The sequence below is a fragment of the Cellulosimicrobium sp. Marseille-Q4280 genome (genome assembly GCF_943181405.1).
GTDB lineage: Bacteria > Actinomycetota > Actinomycetes > Actinomycetales > Cellulomonadaceae > Cellulosimicrobium.
The window spans coordinates 130,796-147,784 of record NZ_CALPBY010000006.1; the positions used below are offsets into that span (position 1 = coordinate 130,796).

At 73.8% G+C, this 16,989-nt stretch carries 12 protein-coding genes and 1 riboswitch; of the genes, 8 read left to right on the top strand and 4 right to left on the bottom strand.

The genetic code is table 11. From position 1 onward, the window contains the following. Window positions 1-13 precede the first annotated feature (13 nt). From NFS20_RS15925 to NFS20_RS15940, 4 genes are read left to right on the top strand one after another with little or no spacing between them, the layout of a single operon-like run. A complete protein-coding gene (locus tag NFS20_RS15925) occupies window positions 14-1,240 on the top strand; it encodes a sensor histidine kinase (RefSeq protein ID WP_251152786.1) in 1,227 nt (408 codons plus the stop codon). Beyond that, the gene (locus NFS20_RS15930) at window positions 1,237-2,130 is read left to right on the top strand and encodes a LytR/AlgR family response regulator transcription factor (protein ID WP_285821141.1); all 894 of its coding nucleotides are present in this window, start codon (window positions 1,237-1,239) and stop codon (window positions 2,128-2,130) included. The genes NFS20_RS15925 and NFS20_RS15930 overlap by 4 nt, the downstream gene beginning before the upstream one ends. Next, entirely contained in the window at window positions 2,127-2,585 is a 459-nt protein-coding gene (locus tag NFS20_RS15935; RefSeq protein ID WP_251152787.1) for a heavy metal transporter, read from the top strand. The genes NFS20_RS15930 and NFS20_RS15935 overlap by 4 nt, the downstream gene beginning before the upstream one ends. Further along, a complete protein-coding gene (locus NFS20_RS15940; protein ID WP_251152788.1) occupies window positions 2,582-4,129 on the top strand; it encodes a sodium/solute symporter in 1,548 nt (515 codons plus the stop codon). The genes NFS20_RS15935 and NFS20_RS15940 overlap by 4 nt, the downstream gene beginning before the upstream one ends. A gap of 14 nt (window positions 4,130-4,143) precedes the next feature. On the opposite strand, the gene NFS20_RS15945 is transcribed toward NFS20_RS15940, so the two are convergent. Further along, a complete protein-coding gene (locus NFS20_RS15945; RefSeq protein ID WP_251152789.1) occupies window positions 4,144-4,842 on the bottom strand; it encodes a hypothetical protein in 699 nt (232 codons plus the stop codon). Window positions 4,843-4,945: 103 nt separating this feature from the next. Beyond that, a riboswitch (SAM riboswitch) is annotated at window positions 4,946-5,048 on the top strand. A gap of 117 nt (window positions 5,049-5,165) precedes the next feature. On the opposite strand from NFS20_RS15945, the gene NFS20_RS15950 reads away from it, so the two are divergent. Continuing rightward, window positions 5,166-6,227: a methylenetetrahydrofolate reductase gene (locus NFS20_RS15950; RefSeq protein ID WP_285821142.1), complete on the top strand. Its 1,062-nt coding sequence runs from the start codon at window positions 5,166-5,168 to the stop codon at window positions 6,225-6,227. Window positions 6,228-6,268: 41 nt separating this feature from the next. Further along, entirely contained in the window at window positions 6,269-8,770 is a 2,502-nt protein-coding gene (gene metE / locus NFS20_RS15955; RefSeq protein WP_251152790.1) for a 5-methyltetrahydropteroyltriglutamate--homocysteine S-methyltransferase, read from the top strand. A 139-nt stretch (window positions 8,771-8,909) separates the two neighbouring features. Here the strand turns inward: metE and NFS20_RS15960 are convergent, their stop codons facing one another. After that, window positions 8,910-9,161 (bottom strand): hypothetical protein, encoded by a 252-nt coding sequence (locus NFS20_RS15960; RefSeq protein WP_251152791.1) that lies wholly within the window; start codon window positions 9,159-9,161, stop codon window positions 8,910-8,912. A 154-nt stretch (window positions 9,162-9,315) separates the two neighbouring features. Between NFS20_RS15960 and NFS20_RS15965 the strand changes: the two genes are divergently transcribed. Both NFS20_RS15965 and NFS20_RS15970 read left to right on the top strand, forming a co-directional pair. Continuing rightward, on the top strand, window positions 9,316-9,723 hold the full coding sequence (locus tag NFS20_RS15965) for a VOC family protein (protein WP_251152792.1): 408 nt from the start codon (window positions 9,316-9,318) through the stop codon (window positions 9,721-9,723). A gap of 497 nt (window positions 9,724-10,220) precedes the next feature. Next, entirely contained in the window at window positions 10,221-10,727 is a 507-nt protein-coding gene (locus tag NFS20_RS15970) for an FBP domain-containing protein (protein ID WP_251152793.1), read from the top strand. 214 nt (window positions 10,728-10,941) lie between these two features. Here NFS20_RS15970 and NFS20_RS15975 read toward each other — a convergent pair whose 3' ends face one another. Together NFS20_RS15975 and NFS20_RS15980 are read right to left on the bottom strand one after the other, a co-directional pair. Continuing rightward, on the bottom strand, window positions 10,942-13,338 hold the full coding sequence (locus tag NFS20_RS15975) for an MMPL family transporter (RefSeq protein WP_251152794.1): 2,397 nt from the start codon (window positions 13,336-13,338) through the stop codon (window positions 10,942-10,944). A 221-nt stretch (window positions 13,339-13,559) separates the two neighbouring features. Then, window positions 13,560-16,889: a 3-keto-alpha-glucoside-1,2-lyase-like domain-containing protein gene (locus tag NFS20_RS15980; protein WP_251152795.1), complete on the bottom strand. Its 3,330-nt coding sequence runs from the start codon at window positions 16,887-16,889 to the stop codon at window positions 13,560-13,562. Between the last annotated feature and the right edge of the window lie 100 nt (window positions 16,890-16,989).

Genomic DNA, 16,989 nt, shown 5'->3' on the forward strand with positions numbered 1-16,989 from the left:
TTACGATCGCTGCATGACCGGGCCCGTGCTCGCCGGCGTCGCCGCCGGCCTCGTCGTCGGGGTCCTCATCACCGCGGGCCTCGTCCTGGCGCTCCGGTTCGCGCGCGGCACGCGCGAGCTCGGGAGCGACTCCGAGCAGGCCACCTTCCGCACGCTCCACCTCGCCTCGCGCGCCGCGACCCACCTGCGCGACGGGCTCGACGGCGACGACGTCCGCCGCGCCGCGCGGTCGCTGCGGACCCTCCTGGGGTGCGACGCGCTCGCGATCGTCACGCGCGACGGGGTCCTCGCCCTCGACGGGCCGTCGCACCTCGTGCCCGACGCGCGGCGCCTCGCCGAGCAGGTCGTCTCGACCGGACGGCGCCAGGTCTCCGAGGGGCGGGACGACCGCCCGGCGCGCGACGCGCCGTCGGGCACGGTCGACGTCGGCACGTACGCGCAGCGCGAGGCCGTGGGGGCGCCGGTCGTCGCGGGCGACGCGGTCGTCGGCGCCGTCGTCGCGTTCGCCGACCGCGTGCGACCGCCGCTCGTGCGCGCCACGGAGGAGGTCGCGCAGTGGTGCGCGGCCCAGCTCGAGCTCGGCGAGCTCGAGGCGTCGCGCACCGCGCTCGCCGAGGCCGAGCTACGGGCGCTGCGCGCGCAGATCAGCCCGCACTTCGTCTACAACGCGCTCGGCGCGATCGCGGCGTTCATCAGCACCGACCCCGAGCGGGCCCGCGACCTCGTGCTCGACTTCGCCGACTTCACGCGCTACTCGTTCCGCGACCGCGGCGACTTCACGACGCTCGCCGACGAGCTGCGCAGCATCCACTCGTACGTCGAGCTCGAGCGGGCGCGCTTCGGCGAGCGCCTCACCGTGACGCTGCGGATCGCCCCCGAGGTGCTGGCCACGACGATCCCGTTCCTGTCGGTCCAGCCGCTCGTCGAGAACGCGGTGCGGCACGGGCTCGAGCCGCGCGAGGAGGGCGGGACCATCGTCATCACCGCCCGCGCGGAGGGGACGCAGACCGAGATCACGGTCGAGGACGACGGCGTCGGCACGGACCCCGCGACGCTGCACGCCGTGCTCGTCGGCGACCGCGCGGGACACGTCGGGCTGCGCAACGTCGACACGCGCGTGCGCCAGCTCTACGGCGACGACCACGCCCTGGAGATCGAGACGGCCCCCGGGTCCGGCACCATGGTGCGGATGCGCATCCCCCTCTCGCAGCCCCTGCACGAGACCGAGGCCCGCCCGTGACGACACCCGGGACGACGGGCCCCGGCGCGACGGACCGCGGGACGACCCCGGGCACGACGGGCGGGCCGACGCTCGACGTCCTCGTCGCCGACGACGAGCGGCCCGTGCTCGACGAGCTCGCCGCCATGCTCGGGCGCGACCCGCACGTCCGGTCCGTGCGCACGGCGTCCACCGGCTCGGAGGCCCTGCGCGTCCTCGCCGAGGAACGGCTCGACGCCGCGTTCCTCGACATCCACATGCCCGGCCTCAGCGGGCTCGACCTCGCGCGGGCGCTGTCACGCTTCGTGCACCGGCCCGCCGTCGTGCTCGTCACGGCGGACGAGGCCCGCGCGCTCGAGGCGTTCGACCTCGAGGTCGTCGACTACGTGCTCAAGCCCGTGCGGCGCGAGCGCCTGGCGCGGGCCGTCGAGCGCGTCGTCGCCCGTGTCGAGGCCGGCCGCCCGGCGCCGCCCGCCGAGCCGCCGTCGGACCGGCCGCCCGCGGACGACGACGGGCGCCGCCCACCCGGGGACGCCGGCGAGCGGCCCCCGGCCGGCGACACCACCCCTGACGACGAGGCCCTCGCGGTGACCGTCGGCCAGACGACCCGGGTCGTGCGGCGCAGCGCGGTGCGCTGGGTCCAGGCGCAGGGCGACTACTCCCGCCTCGTCACGGACGCCGACTCCTACCTCGTGCGCGAGCCGATCACCGACCTCGAGGAGCGCTGGGCGGAGGCCGGCTTCCTGCGCGTCCACCGCTCGTACCTCGTGCAACGCGGCGCCGTCACCGCGGCGCGGTTCGGCGGGCCGCGGCCCGTGCTCGTCGTCGCGGGACAGGAGGTGCCCGTGAGCCGGCGCATGCTCCCCGCGGTGCGCGACGCGTTCCTGCGCCCCCGGCGGCGACCGTCGTGAGCGACCCGCTCGACGACCGGCGCGCCCGCCGCGTGCGCGTCCGCTCGACCGACCCCGCTCCGCCCGCCGGCCCCGGCGCTCCGGCCCTCCTGCCCGACCCCGCGCCGTCGGGCACCACGGCCCGGCCGCCCCGCGCCGTGGAGGCGGGTGACGACGTCACCGTCTACGCCCGCAGCCTCGCACGCGCCCAGCTGCGGCTCGCCCTCGCGTGCGCCGGGACGTTCCTCGTGGCCGTGCTCCTGCTCGCCCTGCTCGTCACGACCACGAGCGCGCTCGACGAGGTCGTCGTCGCCGGCGTGCCGCTCCCCTGGCTGGTCCACGCGTACGGCTTCTACCCCGTGATCGTCGCGTTCGCGGTCGTGTTCGCCGTCGCCGCGGCGCGCAACGAGAGGCGTTTCCGGGCGCTCGCCGAGCCGGACGACGCACCCGGCGAACAGACCGCGGAGGACGCGTGAGCACCGCGCTGCCGCTCGTCGCCGTCGGGCTGCTCCTGCTCGCGACGGTCCTCATCGGCGTCTACGGGCTGCGCATCTCGCGCACGACGAGCGACTTCTTCGTCGCGTCGCGGACGGTGCGACCGGTGTGGAACGCGTCGGCGATCAGCGGCGAGTACCTGTCGGCCGGGACGTTCCTCGGGCTGTCCGGGCTCGCGCTGCTCGCGGGCTCCGAGGCGTTCTGGTTCCCCGTCGGGTACGCCGCGGGCTACCTGCTCGTGCTGCTCTTCGTCGCGGGACCGCTGCGCCGCAGCGGCGCCTACACGATCCCCGACTTCGTCCAGGCCCGGCTCGACTCCGTGACCGCGCGGCGCGTCACGAGCGTCCTCGTGCTCGTCATCGGGTGGCTGTACGTCGTGCCGCAGCTCCACGGCGCGGCTCTCGTCATCGCCGCCGTCGCCCCCGTCCCGCCGTGGGTCGGGTCGGTGGGCGTCGCGGTCGTCGTGTGCGCCGTCGTCGCGGCGGGCGGCATGCGGTCCATCACGTACGTCCAGGCGTTCCAGTACTGGGTCAAGCTCACGGCCCTCGCCGTGCCCGTCGTGTTCCTGCTCCTCGCGCTCGGCGCCGACGCCGGCCCGCTCGCCGACGCGCCCGCGCACGACCCCGCCGTCGTGTTCCCCCACGCGCAGGGCCCGGCCGGTTCCGACGTCTACGCGACGACGTCGCTCCTCCTCGCCCTGCTGCTCGGCACGATCGGCCTCCCCCACGTGCTCGTCCGCTTCTACACGAGCCCCGACGGCGGGTCCGCGCGGCGCACGACCGTCGTCGTCATCGTCATGATCAGCGTGTTCTACATGGTGTCGAGCACCTTGGGACTCGTCGCCCGGGTCGTCGCACCGGACCTCGCCGAACCCGGTCTCGCCGACACCGTGGTGCTCACCCTGCCGACGCGCCTCGTGCCGGGAGTCGGCGGCGAGCTGCTCGCGGCGCTCGTCGTCGCGGGCGCGTTCGCGGCGTTCCTCGGGACGTCGTCCGGGCTCGTCGTGGCGCTCGCGGGGGTCGTCAGCCAGGACCTGTTCGGCGGCACCGTGCGCTCGTTCCGCTGGTCCGCGGTCGCGTGCACGGTCGTCCCGCTCGCCGTCGCGCTGCTCACCATCCCCCAGGGCCTCGTCACGAGCGTCGGGACCGTGTTCGTGTTCGCCGCGTCGGCGCTGTCCCCCGTGATCCTGCTCGGCGTGTGGTGGCGAGGCCTCACAGCGCGCGGCGCGGTCGCGGGGATGGTCGTGGGTGCGGTCCTGTGCGCGACGGCGCTGCTCGCGTCCTCGGCGGTCGTCACCGGCTACGGGGTGTCGCCGTCGGGCGCGGACGGCGACGTGCCGGGGTGGGTGCGGGCGCTCCTCGCCCAGCCTGCGGCGTGGACGATCCCGCTCGCGACGGCGACGGTCGTCGTCGTGTCGCGGCTCGACCGCCGCGGTCCCCCGCTGCGGGCCGACCGGATCCTGCGCCGGCTGCACGTCCCGGAACGACCGCGCCGTCCGGGGGCGTCCACCGCGCGCGCTTCCTGAGGCGGCCGGTCGGCTCACGGCGCGTCGCCGGGCCAGCTTCCACGGGGCGGCGCGGGAGGCTGCGGCCCGGGGCTCGGGCGCGTCCTCTGCTCGCCCTCGACGACGCGGACCGTCCCGTCCGCGGCGACGAACGCCCGGGCCCCGGTCCACGAGTCGGTGACCACGACGACGTCGTCAGGCACGACGGACACGGGGAACAGCTGCCGCGTACCGCCGTAGATCGGCACCTCCATGTGCGAGCGCCCCAGCTCGGCGCGCGCGAGCTGCGCCGGCGTCAACGCCGCCCAGGAGAGCCGCTCGCGCAACCACGCGGGACGGTGCTCGACGTCGCGCGGGAACCGCGCCGCGTCCCTTCCGAAGTTCTCGTAGGAGGGCGGGGGCACGATCAGCGGCTCGCGGTCGCCGTCGAAGGTCGCCGTCGCGCGGCCCTTGGCCGGGACGCTGAGAGACATCCCGAACCACGTGCCCCGGCCGCGGCGGGCCATGACGGCGCGCAACGTGTCGAGCAGCTCCCAGAACCTGGGCGTCGGGGGTCCGACCGCGTCTGGCGTCCCTTCGCGCAGGAGAGAGACCGACGACTGCACCCGGTCGTCCACGACGTGGGCCCAGAAGGAGATGCTCTCCCACCCTGGAGCCTGGGGGGCAGCGAGCTCCTTCGCCAGCGCCCTGGTGAGCCGTTCCTGCCGGGAGAACAGCGCTGCGGTCGTCTTCATGGTCCTCCGTGGGCAGGTGTCGCGACGGGCTCACGCTAGCCGACGGCGCGTCTCACCTGACGAGCGCCCTCGACCGCATGGCGGATAGCGCTTAGGATCGGGTGAACCATCCAGAGCGGTCGAGAGTCCTGGCTCGACGACACCGCAGCAACCCGCCGACGGAAGCCTCCCGAGGACAAAGGTGCTAACGCCAGGGTCGATGGAGTGACTATGGTCAACGAGGCATCCTTCGCGCACCGTCCGGGCCTTCCGTGCCCGACGGCGAGCGCTCCCGTCCGCACGTCGGCGCGCCCGGCCGCGCAGCCCCCGCGCGAGGTCGCGCCGTGAGCGTCGCCGACGCCGTCCGGCGCGCCCACGCCGAGGCGGCGAGCCCCACGATCTCGTTCGAGCTCATGCCGCCCCGGCGCCCGGACGCCGCGCCGAAGTTCTGGGAGACCGCGCGCCGGCTCGTCGCGACGCAGCCGGACTTCCTGTCCGTGACGTACGGCGCGGCGGGCAACGACCGGCAGACGTCGCTCGACGTCATCGGCCGGCTCCTCCAGGGCACGCCCGTGCACGCGATCGCGCACCTCACGTGCGTGGGTGCGTCGCGCGAGCACGTGCAGGACGTCATCACCGACTTCCTCGACGCGGGCGTCCGCAGCTTCCTCGCGCTGCGCGGCGACCCGCCCAAGGACCAGCCGGAATGGCGTCCCTCGCCCGACGGCGTGGGGTCGAGCATCGAGCTCGTCGCGCTCCTGCGCGAGGTCGAGGCCTCCCGTTGCGCGGCGAACCCGTCGCTCGCGCTGCGCGGCGCGGCCCGACCGCTGACGATCGCCGTCGCGACGTTCGTGGACGGGAACCGCGCCGCGGGCACCACGCGCACGCAGGAGGTGCAGCGCCTCCTGCAGAAGCAGCAGGCGGGCGCGAGCTTCGCGATCACCCAGCTGTTCTACGACGCGTCGTCGTACACCGACTTCGTCGCGGAGGCCCGCGCGGCCGGCGTGACGATCCCCATCCTCGCCGGGCTGCTGCCCACGACGGAGCCGCGCAGGCTCCGTCGCGTCGAGGAGCTCACGGGCGTCCCCGCTCCCCAGCACCTGCTGGACGCGCTCGACGCCCTCCCCGACCCGGAGGCGCAGCACGCCTACGGGATCGCGTACTCGGTCGACCTCGCGCAGCGCGTCCTCGACGCCGGTGCGCCGGGCCTGCACGTGTACACGTTCAACAAGCACCACGCCGCACTTGACCTGCTCGAGGGTGTCCACCTCGGCGGCGGGACGCGCGGGAGCGACGGCGACGACGGCTCGGCCGTCGTCGACCTCCCGGGCGTCCCGGACCTGGCCAGCGGGCCGTGGGTCTCCGGCACCTCCCTGCCCACGACGAGCGCCGCCACGCACGGCTAGCCCGTCTGACCGGTCCTCCCGGACCAGCTAGAGGTATCGACATGGCCACTTCCGTACCCTCCCCTACCCACCTTCCGGTCGACTTCCCCGCCGGGACCGTCCTCGGCTACCCGCGCATCGGGCGCCGCCGCGAGCTCAAGAAGGCCGTCGAGGCGTTCTGGGCCGGGCGCACGAGCGCGGACGAGCTCGAGGCCACGGCGCGCGAGCTGCGGCTCGCGACCGTGCGGCGTCTCGTCGACCTCGGCCTCGGCGCCGACGACGCGTCCGTCCCCGGCTCGTTCTCCTTCTACGACCAGGTGCTCGACGTCGTCGCGACGCTCGGCGCCGTGCCGTCCCGGTTCGCCGGGCTCACCGACGCCGAGGGCCGGCTCGACCTCGCGGGGTACTTCGCGGTCGCTCGCGGCACCGGCGGCCAGGACTCGCGGGCACCCCTCGAGATGACCAAGTGGTTCGACACGAACTACCACTACCTCGTGCCCGAGATCGGTCCGGACACCCCGATCCGGTTCGTCGACGACCACGTCGTGCGCCAGTTCGTCGAGGCCAAGGAGGCCGGGGTCGTGACCCGGCCGGTCGTCGTCGGGCCGGTGACGTTCCTCGCGCTGTCGAAGGCCGCCGACGACGCCCCCGCCGGGTACTCGCCGCTCGACCGTCTCGACGACGTCGTCGCCGCCTACGCCGACCTGCTGCGCGCGCTCGCCGCGGCGGGTGCGCCGTGGGTCCAGCTCGACGAGCCGATCCTCGTCACCGACCCGGGGAACGCCGAGGAGCTCACTACGGCGGTCGAGACGGCGTACCGCGCGCTCACCACCGACCTCCGCCCGGTGCCGAACCCCGGATCGCTCCCCACAGATCCTTCCGGCTCGGGAGAGATCCCGGGTTCGGCACAGGGCGCGCGGCCCGCGATCCTCGTCGCTGCTCCCTACGGGCGCCTCGAGACCTCGCCCGGTCCCGACGGCCGGTACCACGACTTCCTCGCGGTCCTGGCGGAGACGGACGTCGAGGCGATCGCGCTCGACGGTGTCGCCGCCGACCTCCCCGACGGCCTGCCGCTGGGGCTCGACGGGAAGACTCTCGTCCTCGGCGTGATCGACGGGCACAACGTGTGGCGAGCCGACCTCGACGTGAAGCTCGACCTGCTCGAGACGTTCGTCCCAGGGCCGGGCCTGGGTGCCATCGCCGTCGGGACGTCGACGTCGCTCCTGCACGTGCCGCACGACGTCGAGGACGAGACGTTCGCCGAGCCGGGTGCCGCGACCGGGACGACGCTCGACCCGCGCCTGCGCGACTGGCTCGCGTTCGCCGACCAGAAGGTCGGCGAGGTCGCGACGCTCGCCCGCGCGCTCACGGACGGACGCGAGGCGGTGGCCGACGCCCTCGCCGCGTCGAGCGCGGCCGTCGCGTCGCGGGCCGGGGCGAGCGGCGTCGTCGTCCCCGCCGTCCGCGAGCGTGCCGCCGCGCTGACCGACGGGGACTTCGCGCGCGGACCGTACGCGGAGCGGGCGGCCGCGCAGCAGGAGCGCCTCGACCTGCCGCCCCTGCCCACCACGACCATCGGGTCGTTCCCGCAGACCCCGGAGATCCGCCGTGCCCGCGCGCTGTGGACCAAGGGCGAGCTGTCGGACGCCGACTACACGTCGGCCATGCGCGACGAGATCGCGCGCGTCGTCGGGCTGCAGGAGGAGCTGGGCCTCGACGTGCTCGTGCACGGCGAGCCGGAGCGCAACGACATGGTCCAGTACTTCGCGGAGCACCTGGACGGGTTCGCCGTCACCGCGAACGGCTGGGTGCAGTCGTACGGCTCGCGCTGTGTCCGGCCGCCGCTGCTGTGGGGCGACGTGCAGCGCCCGGCGCCGATCACGGTCGAGTGGTCCGCGTACACCGCGTCGCTCACCGAGAAGCCGGTCAAGGGCATGCTGACCGGCCCGGTGACGATCCTCGCGTGGTCGTTCGTGCGCGACGACCAGCCGCTCGGCGACACCGCGAACCAGGTCGGGCTCGCGCTGCGCGACGAGATCGCCGACCTCGAGGCGGCGGGCATCGGGGTCGTCCAGGTCGACGAGCCCGCGCTGCGCGAGCTCCTGCCGCTGCGACGCGCCGACCAGGCGGCGTACCTCGACTGGTCGGTGCGGTCCTTCCGCCTCGCGACGTCGGGTGTGGAGCCGGCGACGCAGATCCATACGCACCTGTGCTACTCGGAGTTCGGCGAGGTCATCGGTGCGATCGACGGGCTCGACGCCGACGTCACGTCGGTCGAGGCGGCGCGCTCCCGCATGGAGATCGTGCCGGAGCTCGCCGAGGCCGGCTACCACCGCGGCATCGGACCGGGCGTCTACGACATCCACAGCCCGCGGGTGCCGGCGACCGAGGAGGTCACCGAGCTGCTCGAGCTCGCGGTGAAGGCGATCGACCCGAAGGTCGTGTGGGTCAACCCCGACTGCGGCCTCAAGACGCGCCGCTACGAGGAGACGGTCCCGTCGCTCGAGCACCTCGTCGAGGCGGCGAAGGCGGTCCGGGCGACGCTCGCCGAGTCCGCGAAGTAGTACTCAGGTAGCGAGGTGGTACCGCAGTCCGCGAGGTAGTACCGCAGGTCGCGAGGTAGTACCGCAGGTCGCGAGGTAGAACCCGTGAGGTTCTACCTCGCGACCCGTCGTTCTACCTCGGCGAGAGGCAGGGCGGCCGTCAGCGCTCGGTCTTGCCCGTGACCGTCATCGGCCACATGAAGGCGATGGTGCACGCGGCGATGCCGCCGACGAACAGCCACACCCCGTCGTCGGGACGGGACATCCCGGCGCCCATGAGGACGATGCCGCCGACGAACAGGACGAGCGAGACGACGAACCGTGCGAACGCGCCGGCGTGGCCGGGGATGTCACGGCCCTCGGTGCCGGTCGGAAGAGGGCTGCGTGCCGCCTGCTCGCTGCTCGTGGTCATGTCGGTGACTCCTTCTGAGGTCTCGTGGAGGTCGGGCTCGATCACCGACCTTCCAGACAGCGCTCCACCGTACCCGGACCGGTGTCGTCCCACGGTATGCCGGTCGTCCTCACCAGGCACGCGTGCCGACGTCGGCGTGGCTAGGCTCCCCGGCATGACGACGACGATCGGCCGCACCGTCCTGCTGTGCCGGGACCTCGACGCAAGCGCCGCGTTCTGGGCCGGCGGGTTCGGCTTCGGGACGCTGTTCCGGGGCGAGACCGAGGGCTTCCCCCTGCTCCACGTCGGCCCGGGCCGCGTCGACGAGCCCGGCCTGTGGCTCGTCCCGCTGCCCGACGGCGCGTCCCCGCTCGTGCGCTTCGGCCTCCCGAACCTCGTGCTGTACGTGGACGACCTCGACGCGCAGCTCGCGCGGCTCTCGTCCGTCGGGGTCGAGCCGACCGTCGGGCCCGGCAGCGACGACGAGACGGGTGACCGGTTCGCGCACGTCGAGGACCCCGACGGTCACCGGATCGTCGTCGTGCAGCTCGGCGACGCGGTGGCCGGCTCCGCCGCCGGGTGACGGTTCCCCGGGTCCGCGTGCCCGAACCCCGGGTCGTGCGGCACCCGCCCGCCGAGCCCCGGGTCGTGCGGCAGCGGCGACCGTTCGTGACCGTCACGCCGGGGTTCGGCGGGGAAGTCGGTGGACTCGACGCGATCGCTGGGGCACCATGGTTGGGTCGGTCAACCATCTGAGACCGACCTCGCGGGCCGTGACCGGTCCGCGCCGGAACGTCACAGGGACGAGGAGACAGCGGATGCACGGCGTCACCGCAGGCTGCGAGGTGGCCGCGTCGGCCTGCTCGGCCAGCGCGTCGACCCGCACGTCGCCCGCCCGCCCCTGAGCTCTTCCCGCTCCCGTGGCCGGTCCCGACGTCGGGCCTCACCCGCCCACTCCGCCGCCGGTGACTCATGTCGCCCGGGCCTGGAGCGCCGTCGTGCACCGCGCACGGCCGTGCCCGGTCGCCCGCGCCGCCCCGACCGCCGTCGGCACCCGACCGCACCGGAAGCCGTGAACCCATGAACCCCCTGACCGAGAAGCAGATCCGCTCGTCCTTCGTCAACGCCTCCAAGCGCGAGGCCGCGCAGGCGACGCTCCCCGACCTCGACACCCTCGACTGGGAGCGTCTCGACTACCTCGGGTGGCGTGATCGCAAGGCGCCGCTCGCGTCGTACGCCGTGGTCCCGCTCGACGGCGAGCCCACCGGCATCCTGCTGCGCTCGTCCGACGCGAAGACCGGCGGCCCGCGCAAGCGCGCGGTGTGCGCGTGGTGCGAGGACGTCGTCGTCACGGAGGACGTCAGCCTCTACGTCGCACGTCGCACCGGCGCCGCCGGCCGCCGCGGCAACACCGTCGGCACGCTCATCTGCACCGAGTTCCTCTGCTCCGCGAACGTCCGCCGGACCCCGACGCGGACCGAGATGGGCGACGACCAGGCGATGCGCGACCTCTTCATCGAGCTGCGCATCCAGGGCCTGCGCGAGCGCTCGGCCCGCTTCGTCACCGAGGTCCTCCGCGACGTCTGACGACCACGGGGAGGACTCTGGTCTCCCCGACCAGGGTCCTCCCCGACGACCGCGGTACTACCTCGCGCAACCGCGGTACTACTTCGGGCGACCGCGGTACTACCTCGCGCAACCGCGGTACTACTTCGAGTGACCCCGGTACTACCTCGCGGAACCGGGGTACTACCTCGCCCAACCCGGGTACTACCTCGGCGAGCGCGGGTGGTGACGCCGCTCAGGGAGCCGACGTGTCCGCGGGGGTGGGGCGGGTCGTGGGGGGCTGGGGGAGCCCGCGAGAACGGGGGGGCGGATGGACGCCCCGCCCCGCCCCCGCGGAGACGTCGGCGAACCCGACCCCGGCGGAGCCGTCGGCGGACCCGACGCCGGCGGAGCCCCCGGACGACCCCGGCCACCAGTTCCACCGCCCCAGCAGCGTCATCGTCGCGGGGAGGAGCAGCCCGCGCACCACGGTCACGTCCAGCACGACGGCGATCGCCATGCCGACGCCGACCTCCTTCATCGCGACGACGTCACCGATCGCGAACCCGAGGAACACGATGGTGATGGCGACGGCCGCCGTCGTCACCACGGGACCGGTCGCGGTGATCCCGCGCAGGACGGCGCGGTCGTTCGCGACACGCGCGTCCTCGGCGGGGTCGCGGCGCCGCCACTCCTCGGTGATGCGCGCGAGGAGGAAGACCTCGTAGTCCATCGACAGCCCGAAGACGAGCAGGCACAGCAGCAGCGGTGTCGTGACGTCGAGCGCGCCCCAGGAGTCGAACCCGAGCACGCCCTCGCCCCAGCCCCACCCGAAGATCGCGGTGAGCGCGCCGAGCGTCGCCGCGATGGTCAGTCCGTTGAGCAGCAGCGCCTTGACCGGCACGACGACCGACCGTGTGAGGGCGAGCAGCAGCAGGAACGTCGCGAGGACGACGACCCCGAGCGCGAGCGGCAGGCGCTGCACGAGCTGCGCCTGCGTGTCGACGACCTCGGCCGCGGGCCCGGCCACCTGCACGGCGAGGCTCTGCGCGTCGCCGACGCCGAACCGGGCGTCCCGCAGCTCGCGCACCTCGCGCACGACCTGCTGGGCCTCGGCACCGGTCGCGTCACCGGCGGGCGTGAGGTCGACGACGGTCACGTCGGGGTCGACGGCGTCGAGGTTCAGCCCGGCGTCGGCGACGCCGGGCAGCGCGGCGGCCTCGTCGAGGAGGTCCGGGACCCGGGGGTCGTCGACGGGTGCGTCGAGGATCACGGTGACCGGCTCGACGCCGAGGTCGGAGAACCCCGTCGTGAGGGCCTCGTACGCGCGGCGCTCCTCGGCGTCGGCGGGGAGGGACCGCACCTCGGAGCTGCCGAGCGTGAGCGAGCCGAGCGGCGCGGCGAGCACGAGGAGCCCCGCGGTCGCGCCGACGGTCACGAGCACCGCGTGCCGCTGGGCCAGGCGCGCGAAGCGCCCCAGCAGTCCCGTCCCTCCCGACGTCGTCCCGCCCGGCACCGCGGTCCGGTCCGGGGTGGCAGCGTCCCTCGCGCCGGTGGAGGTCCGGCGTGCGGCGTCCGGGCCGGCGGCCGGTCGCGGCAGCCATGGCCGGGACCACGTCCGCACCCCCGGCGCGGGGACGTGCCGGTGCCACGTCGCGACGAGGGCGGGCACGAGCGTGAGGCCGGCGACGGTCGCGACGAGCACGACGACGGCGCCGCCGACGGCCATCCCGGACAGCAGCGGGTCGCCGAGCAGCAGGAGGCCGGTGAGCGCGATGCCGACGGCGACGCCGGAGACGAGCACGGCGCGACCGGCGGTGGCGACGGCCCGGCCGACGAGGACCTCGGTCGCCTCGTCCGGGGCGAGCGATCGTTCCTCGCGGAACCGCGCGACGACGACCAGCGCGTAGTCGACCGCGAGGCCGAGGCCGAGCAGGGTCACGACGTTCACCGCGAACTCGTTGACGGGGACGACCCCCAGCAGGCCCGACAGCACGAGCAGCGCGACGGCGATCGTCGCGAGGGCGGCGAGGACCGGCAGGGCTCCGACGCGCAGACCACCCAGCACGACGACGAGCACGACGAGGAGCACGGCGAGCGCGATCCCCTCGCCGACGGCGGCGTCCGTCATGGCGCGGTCGACGAACGCGCGCTCGGCGAGCAGCTCGCCGCCCACCAGCACCTCGGGTGCGTCGACGGTGCGCAGCGCCGCGGCGACCTGGTCCGCGACGGCGAGCGCCGCGTCGTCGTCCAGGGCGGGGTCGAGCTCGACGTTCACGAGCGAGCCCTGACCGTCGTCGCTGATGAGCCCGCCGGCCGTGTAGGCGTCGTAGACGTCGACGACCCCGGGGACGGCGCGGATCTCGGCCATGACCGCGGTCGCGCTCTCGACGAGCGTCGGGTCGAAGAAGTCGCGACCGCTGATCACCGCGCTGACGAGCTCGCCCTCGGGCTCCTCCCCGGTGGGGGTCGTGACCTCGGTCAGCCACGCGTCCGCGAGCGCCGACTCGCTGCCCGCGGGTGCGTCGGCGATCGGCTGGGTGCGGTCGAAGACGGCGCCGCCCAGGACGGCCCCGGCCACGAGCAGCACCGCCCAGAGCGCGAGGACGAGCCCGCGTCGTCGGGCCACGGCGCGACCGAGCCGTTCGAGCATGGGTTCCTCCTCGTCGAGGTGCGCCTCGGGTCATGGGCCGGGGCGCGGAAAGGCCTAGCGACCGGTGGGTCGGTGGCCCGAGCAGCGTACGTCGTGACGGGAGCGCCGTCGGACCGCGCTCCCGTCACGCCCGGCCGGCGCGGGCCTGTGGACGGCCCTGCGGACGGGCGGGGGCCTCGCACCCGGCGTGACGCCGGGCGCGAGGCCCCCTGGGTGGTGCGTCAGCCGCAGCTCGCCGCGTCGTACGCGACGTCGAGCTGGGCCGTGCGGCCGTCACCGGACGCGGACACCTGCGCCGCGCCGGCCTCGACCGACGTCGCCCGCGTCGCGAACGACTGGTACGCCGACGCGCCCGGCTGGACGCCGGTCACGGTCTTCGTCCCGAACGGCGTCGTGAGCGTGATGTCCGCGGGCACGGTGTCGGCGTTGGTCGCCCGCACCGCCACGTACGTCTTGCCCGCGAGGCAGCGGACCTGCGCCGTCGCGTCGACCGCGAGGTCCTCGGCGCCCGCGAGGTCCTTCACCCGGATGTTCCGGTAGGAGACCATCTCGCCGCCGCCGTGGTTCTGGATGCCGACGAACCCGCTCGACAGGTCGCGCGCCGGGTCGGTGCTCGTGAAGTCGTTGACGAGCACGTCGTTGAGGTAGATGCGGATGCGGTCTCCCTCGACGCGGATGTCGTACGCGTTCCACTGCCCGACGGGGTTGAGCGCCTCGTCCACGGCGTCCAGGTCAGCGCCCTGGAACGTGTAGACCGCACCGGTCGTGCGGTCGTCGGCGTCCGTGGCGTCGATCTGGATCTCGTAGCCCTGGTTGACCGCGACCCAGGGGTCGTTGCCCGGGTTCGGGAAGCCGACGAACACGCCGCCGTTGTCGTCCTTGGACAGCTTCCAGTCGAGCTTGAGCGAGTACTCGCCGAGCTCCTCGGCCGTGTACCAGAGCAGGCCCATGCCGCCCTCGCCGCGGATCGAGCAGTCGTCCTGCCGGCCGAACCCGCCCGGGCCGGCCATGCGCCACCCGGCGTCGAGGCTCGCGAGCGTCCCGTCGAACAGGGCGGTGTAGCCCTCCTCGACCTCACCCGGGGTGCAGATGTCCGGGGTCTCGCCCACGGAGAGGACGTCGAGGTTGACGTTGCCCTCGTCGCCGTCCTCGTACCGGAGCGTGATGGTGTTCGTCCCGGCCTGGAGCTCGAGGTCGCGCGTCTGCGTGCCCCAGTTCTTCCAGTCGCCGGTCGTCGGGAAGTTCCACTGCCCGAGGTCCTCGCCGTTGACGTGGAGCGACACGTTCTTCGCCCGCAGCTCGGTGTAGGGGTGGATGCCGTTCGCGTACCGCACGTTCACGGGGTAGGTCCCCGCCTCGTCGACGGTGACGGTGAACGTGCGGCCGGAGCCCACGTTCGTCATACCGGCGGCGAAGCCGGTGCCCGAGTAGTTGCTGTGGTCGGCGGCGATGCTGGAGCCACCGAGCGGCTGCGCCGTCTCGGCCTCGTACCAGCCGCGGTCGGCCGGCGCGACGTAGCCCGGGAGCGAGTTGAGCGTGTACCACGCCTCGGTGCTGAGGAGCTCCGTGCCCTCGGCCGAGGCGAACGGCCGCGGGGAGCGCAGGTGCACGACGTGCCCCGGCTTGAGGCCGTCCACCTGCAGCGTGACGGTCGTGCGGTCCTCGGACACCTGGGCGTCCGTGACGAACACCGGCTGCTCGTCGACCTTGGGGCCGCCGTACTGCTGCGTCGGCACGTAGCGCCACTGCTTGAGCTGGTACGCGTCCGCCAGGTTCGCCACGACCTCGTCGGAGACGGGGTCGGTGTACTCGATCTCGAAGCCGCCCTCGACGACGCGCATCTCCTTCATGTCGAAGGAGTCCTCGTTGACGGGCGTGAGCTTCTGGAGGCCGAAGCGCAGCTTGCCGGACTCGCCCCAGTTGCCGCCCTCGCCGGTGCCGCCGACGTACAGCGCGCCGTCGGGCCCGGTGAGGACACGGTTGACGCCGACCTCGAGGCCCGCGGTGTGGCGGAAGACCGCACCCTGGAACTCGCCGTCGACCTTCTCGAGGAACGCGCGCTGGATGCCGCCGTAGGTGACGTCGCCGAGCAGCATCTGGCCGGCGAACTCACCCTCCTCGACGAGGATCGGGTTGCCCGGGGAGTTGGCGATCTCGTTCTGCGGGAGCCACACGGCGGGCGGGGTCACGGGGTTGGTGTCGAACGGCCCGGCGGGGTTCGTGAAGTGGTTGAAGAACCGGTCCTGCTCGATGTGCACGAGCTTGTTCGACGGGAGCCACGCGCCCTGGTTGTCCGTCGCGAACAGCTCGCCCTCCGGGCCGAAGCCGATGCCGTTGGGGGTGCGCAGACCGCCCGCGACGTAGGTGACCTCGCCGGTCTCGCGGTCGATCTTGATCGACGTGCCGCGGTTCTGGGCCGGCTGGGGGTTGGTCGTCGCGCCGCCGTTGTCGATCGCGACGGACAGGTTCACGTAGAAGTAGTCCTCGTCGTGGACGAGGCCGAACGCGAACTCGTGGAAGTTGCCGCCGTCGGGCCACTCCGCGATCTTCGTGTGGACGTCGTAGAACCCGTCGCCGTCGGGGTCGGTGAGCTGCGTGAGCTGGTACCGCTCCGAGACGAAGATCGAGTCCTCGATGACCTCGATGCCCATGGGGTTGAGGAGCTCGTCCGCGACCTTCGTCACCGTGACGTCCTCGGGGCCGTCGGCGTCGACGACGCCGTCGAGGAAGTACACCTCGCCCGACACCGGGTCGGGTCGCCAGCCGCCGGAGCTGACCTCGCCCGTCGTGACGACGGCGAGCTTCTCGTCGGGGGTGAACGCGAGACCGGAGACCTTGGGCTCGAAGCCCTCGGGGCGCAGGTCGGTGAGCTCGTAGTTGGGGTTGACGGTGTCGAGCCGCAGGCCGTCGCCCGCGGTGTCGGTGTCGCCCTCGCAGTACTTGTAGCCGGGCGCGGTCACGCGCACGACGTCCGCCTCGGTGCTCAGCACCGACTGGGGGACGACCTCGAAGGTCGAGCTGCCCGGCGTCTTCCACGCGAGCGTGAGGCGCTGCTTGTCGCCGCCCTCGTAGTAGTCGACGCGGAGCGCGTGCACGCCAGCGGTGAGCGTGGCGTTCCCCTCGACGGACGTCGAGTCGTTCGGCCCGTCGTTCTCGATGACCTGCTGGTCGTCGATGTAGACGATCGCGCCGTCGTCGTTGGTGACGCGGAAGGTGTACTGCCCCGCGGTCTCCACCGTCAGGTTGGCGGTGACCTGGGAGATGAACCGGTCCTCGGCACCGAACTGCTCGGCCGTCGTCCAGTCGATCGTCGGCATGAGCTTGTCGACGTTCGGGGTCTGGCCCGACTTCAGGGTGCACACCGCACCGGGGTCCGACGCGAGCTGGAAGGTCCGCAGCGTGACGCCGGGCTCCTGCTCGGGCAGGTCTGCGGCCCCTGAGGGAGCGGCGAGACCGGTGACGGCGACGGCGCCGAGGGCGAGGGCGGCGATGCCGCGCCGTCGTCTGGCGACGCCGTTCCGAGGTGGTGGGGGTGACGTGCGTACGAGCATCTTCGCTCCTCGTGAGGCCGACCGGACCGGCGGGGACAACGCTGTCTCCCCGTCGATGACAACGCTGGACAATGTAACCCCGGTTCAGCCGTCCTGTCGA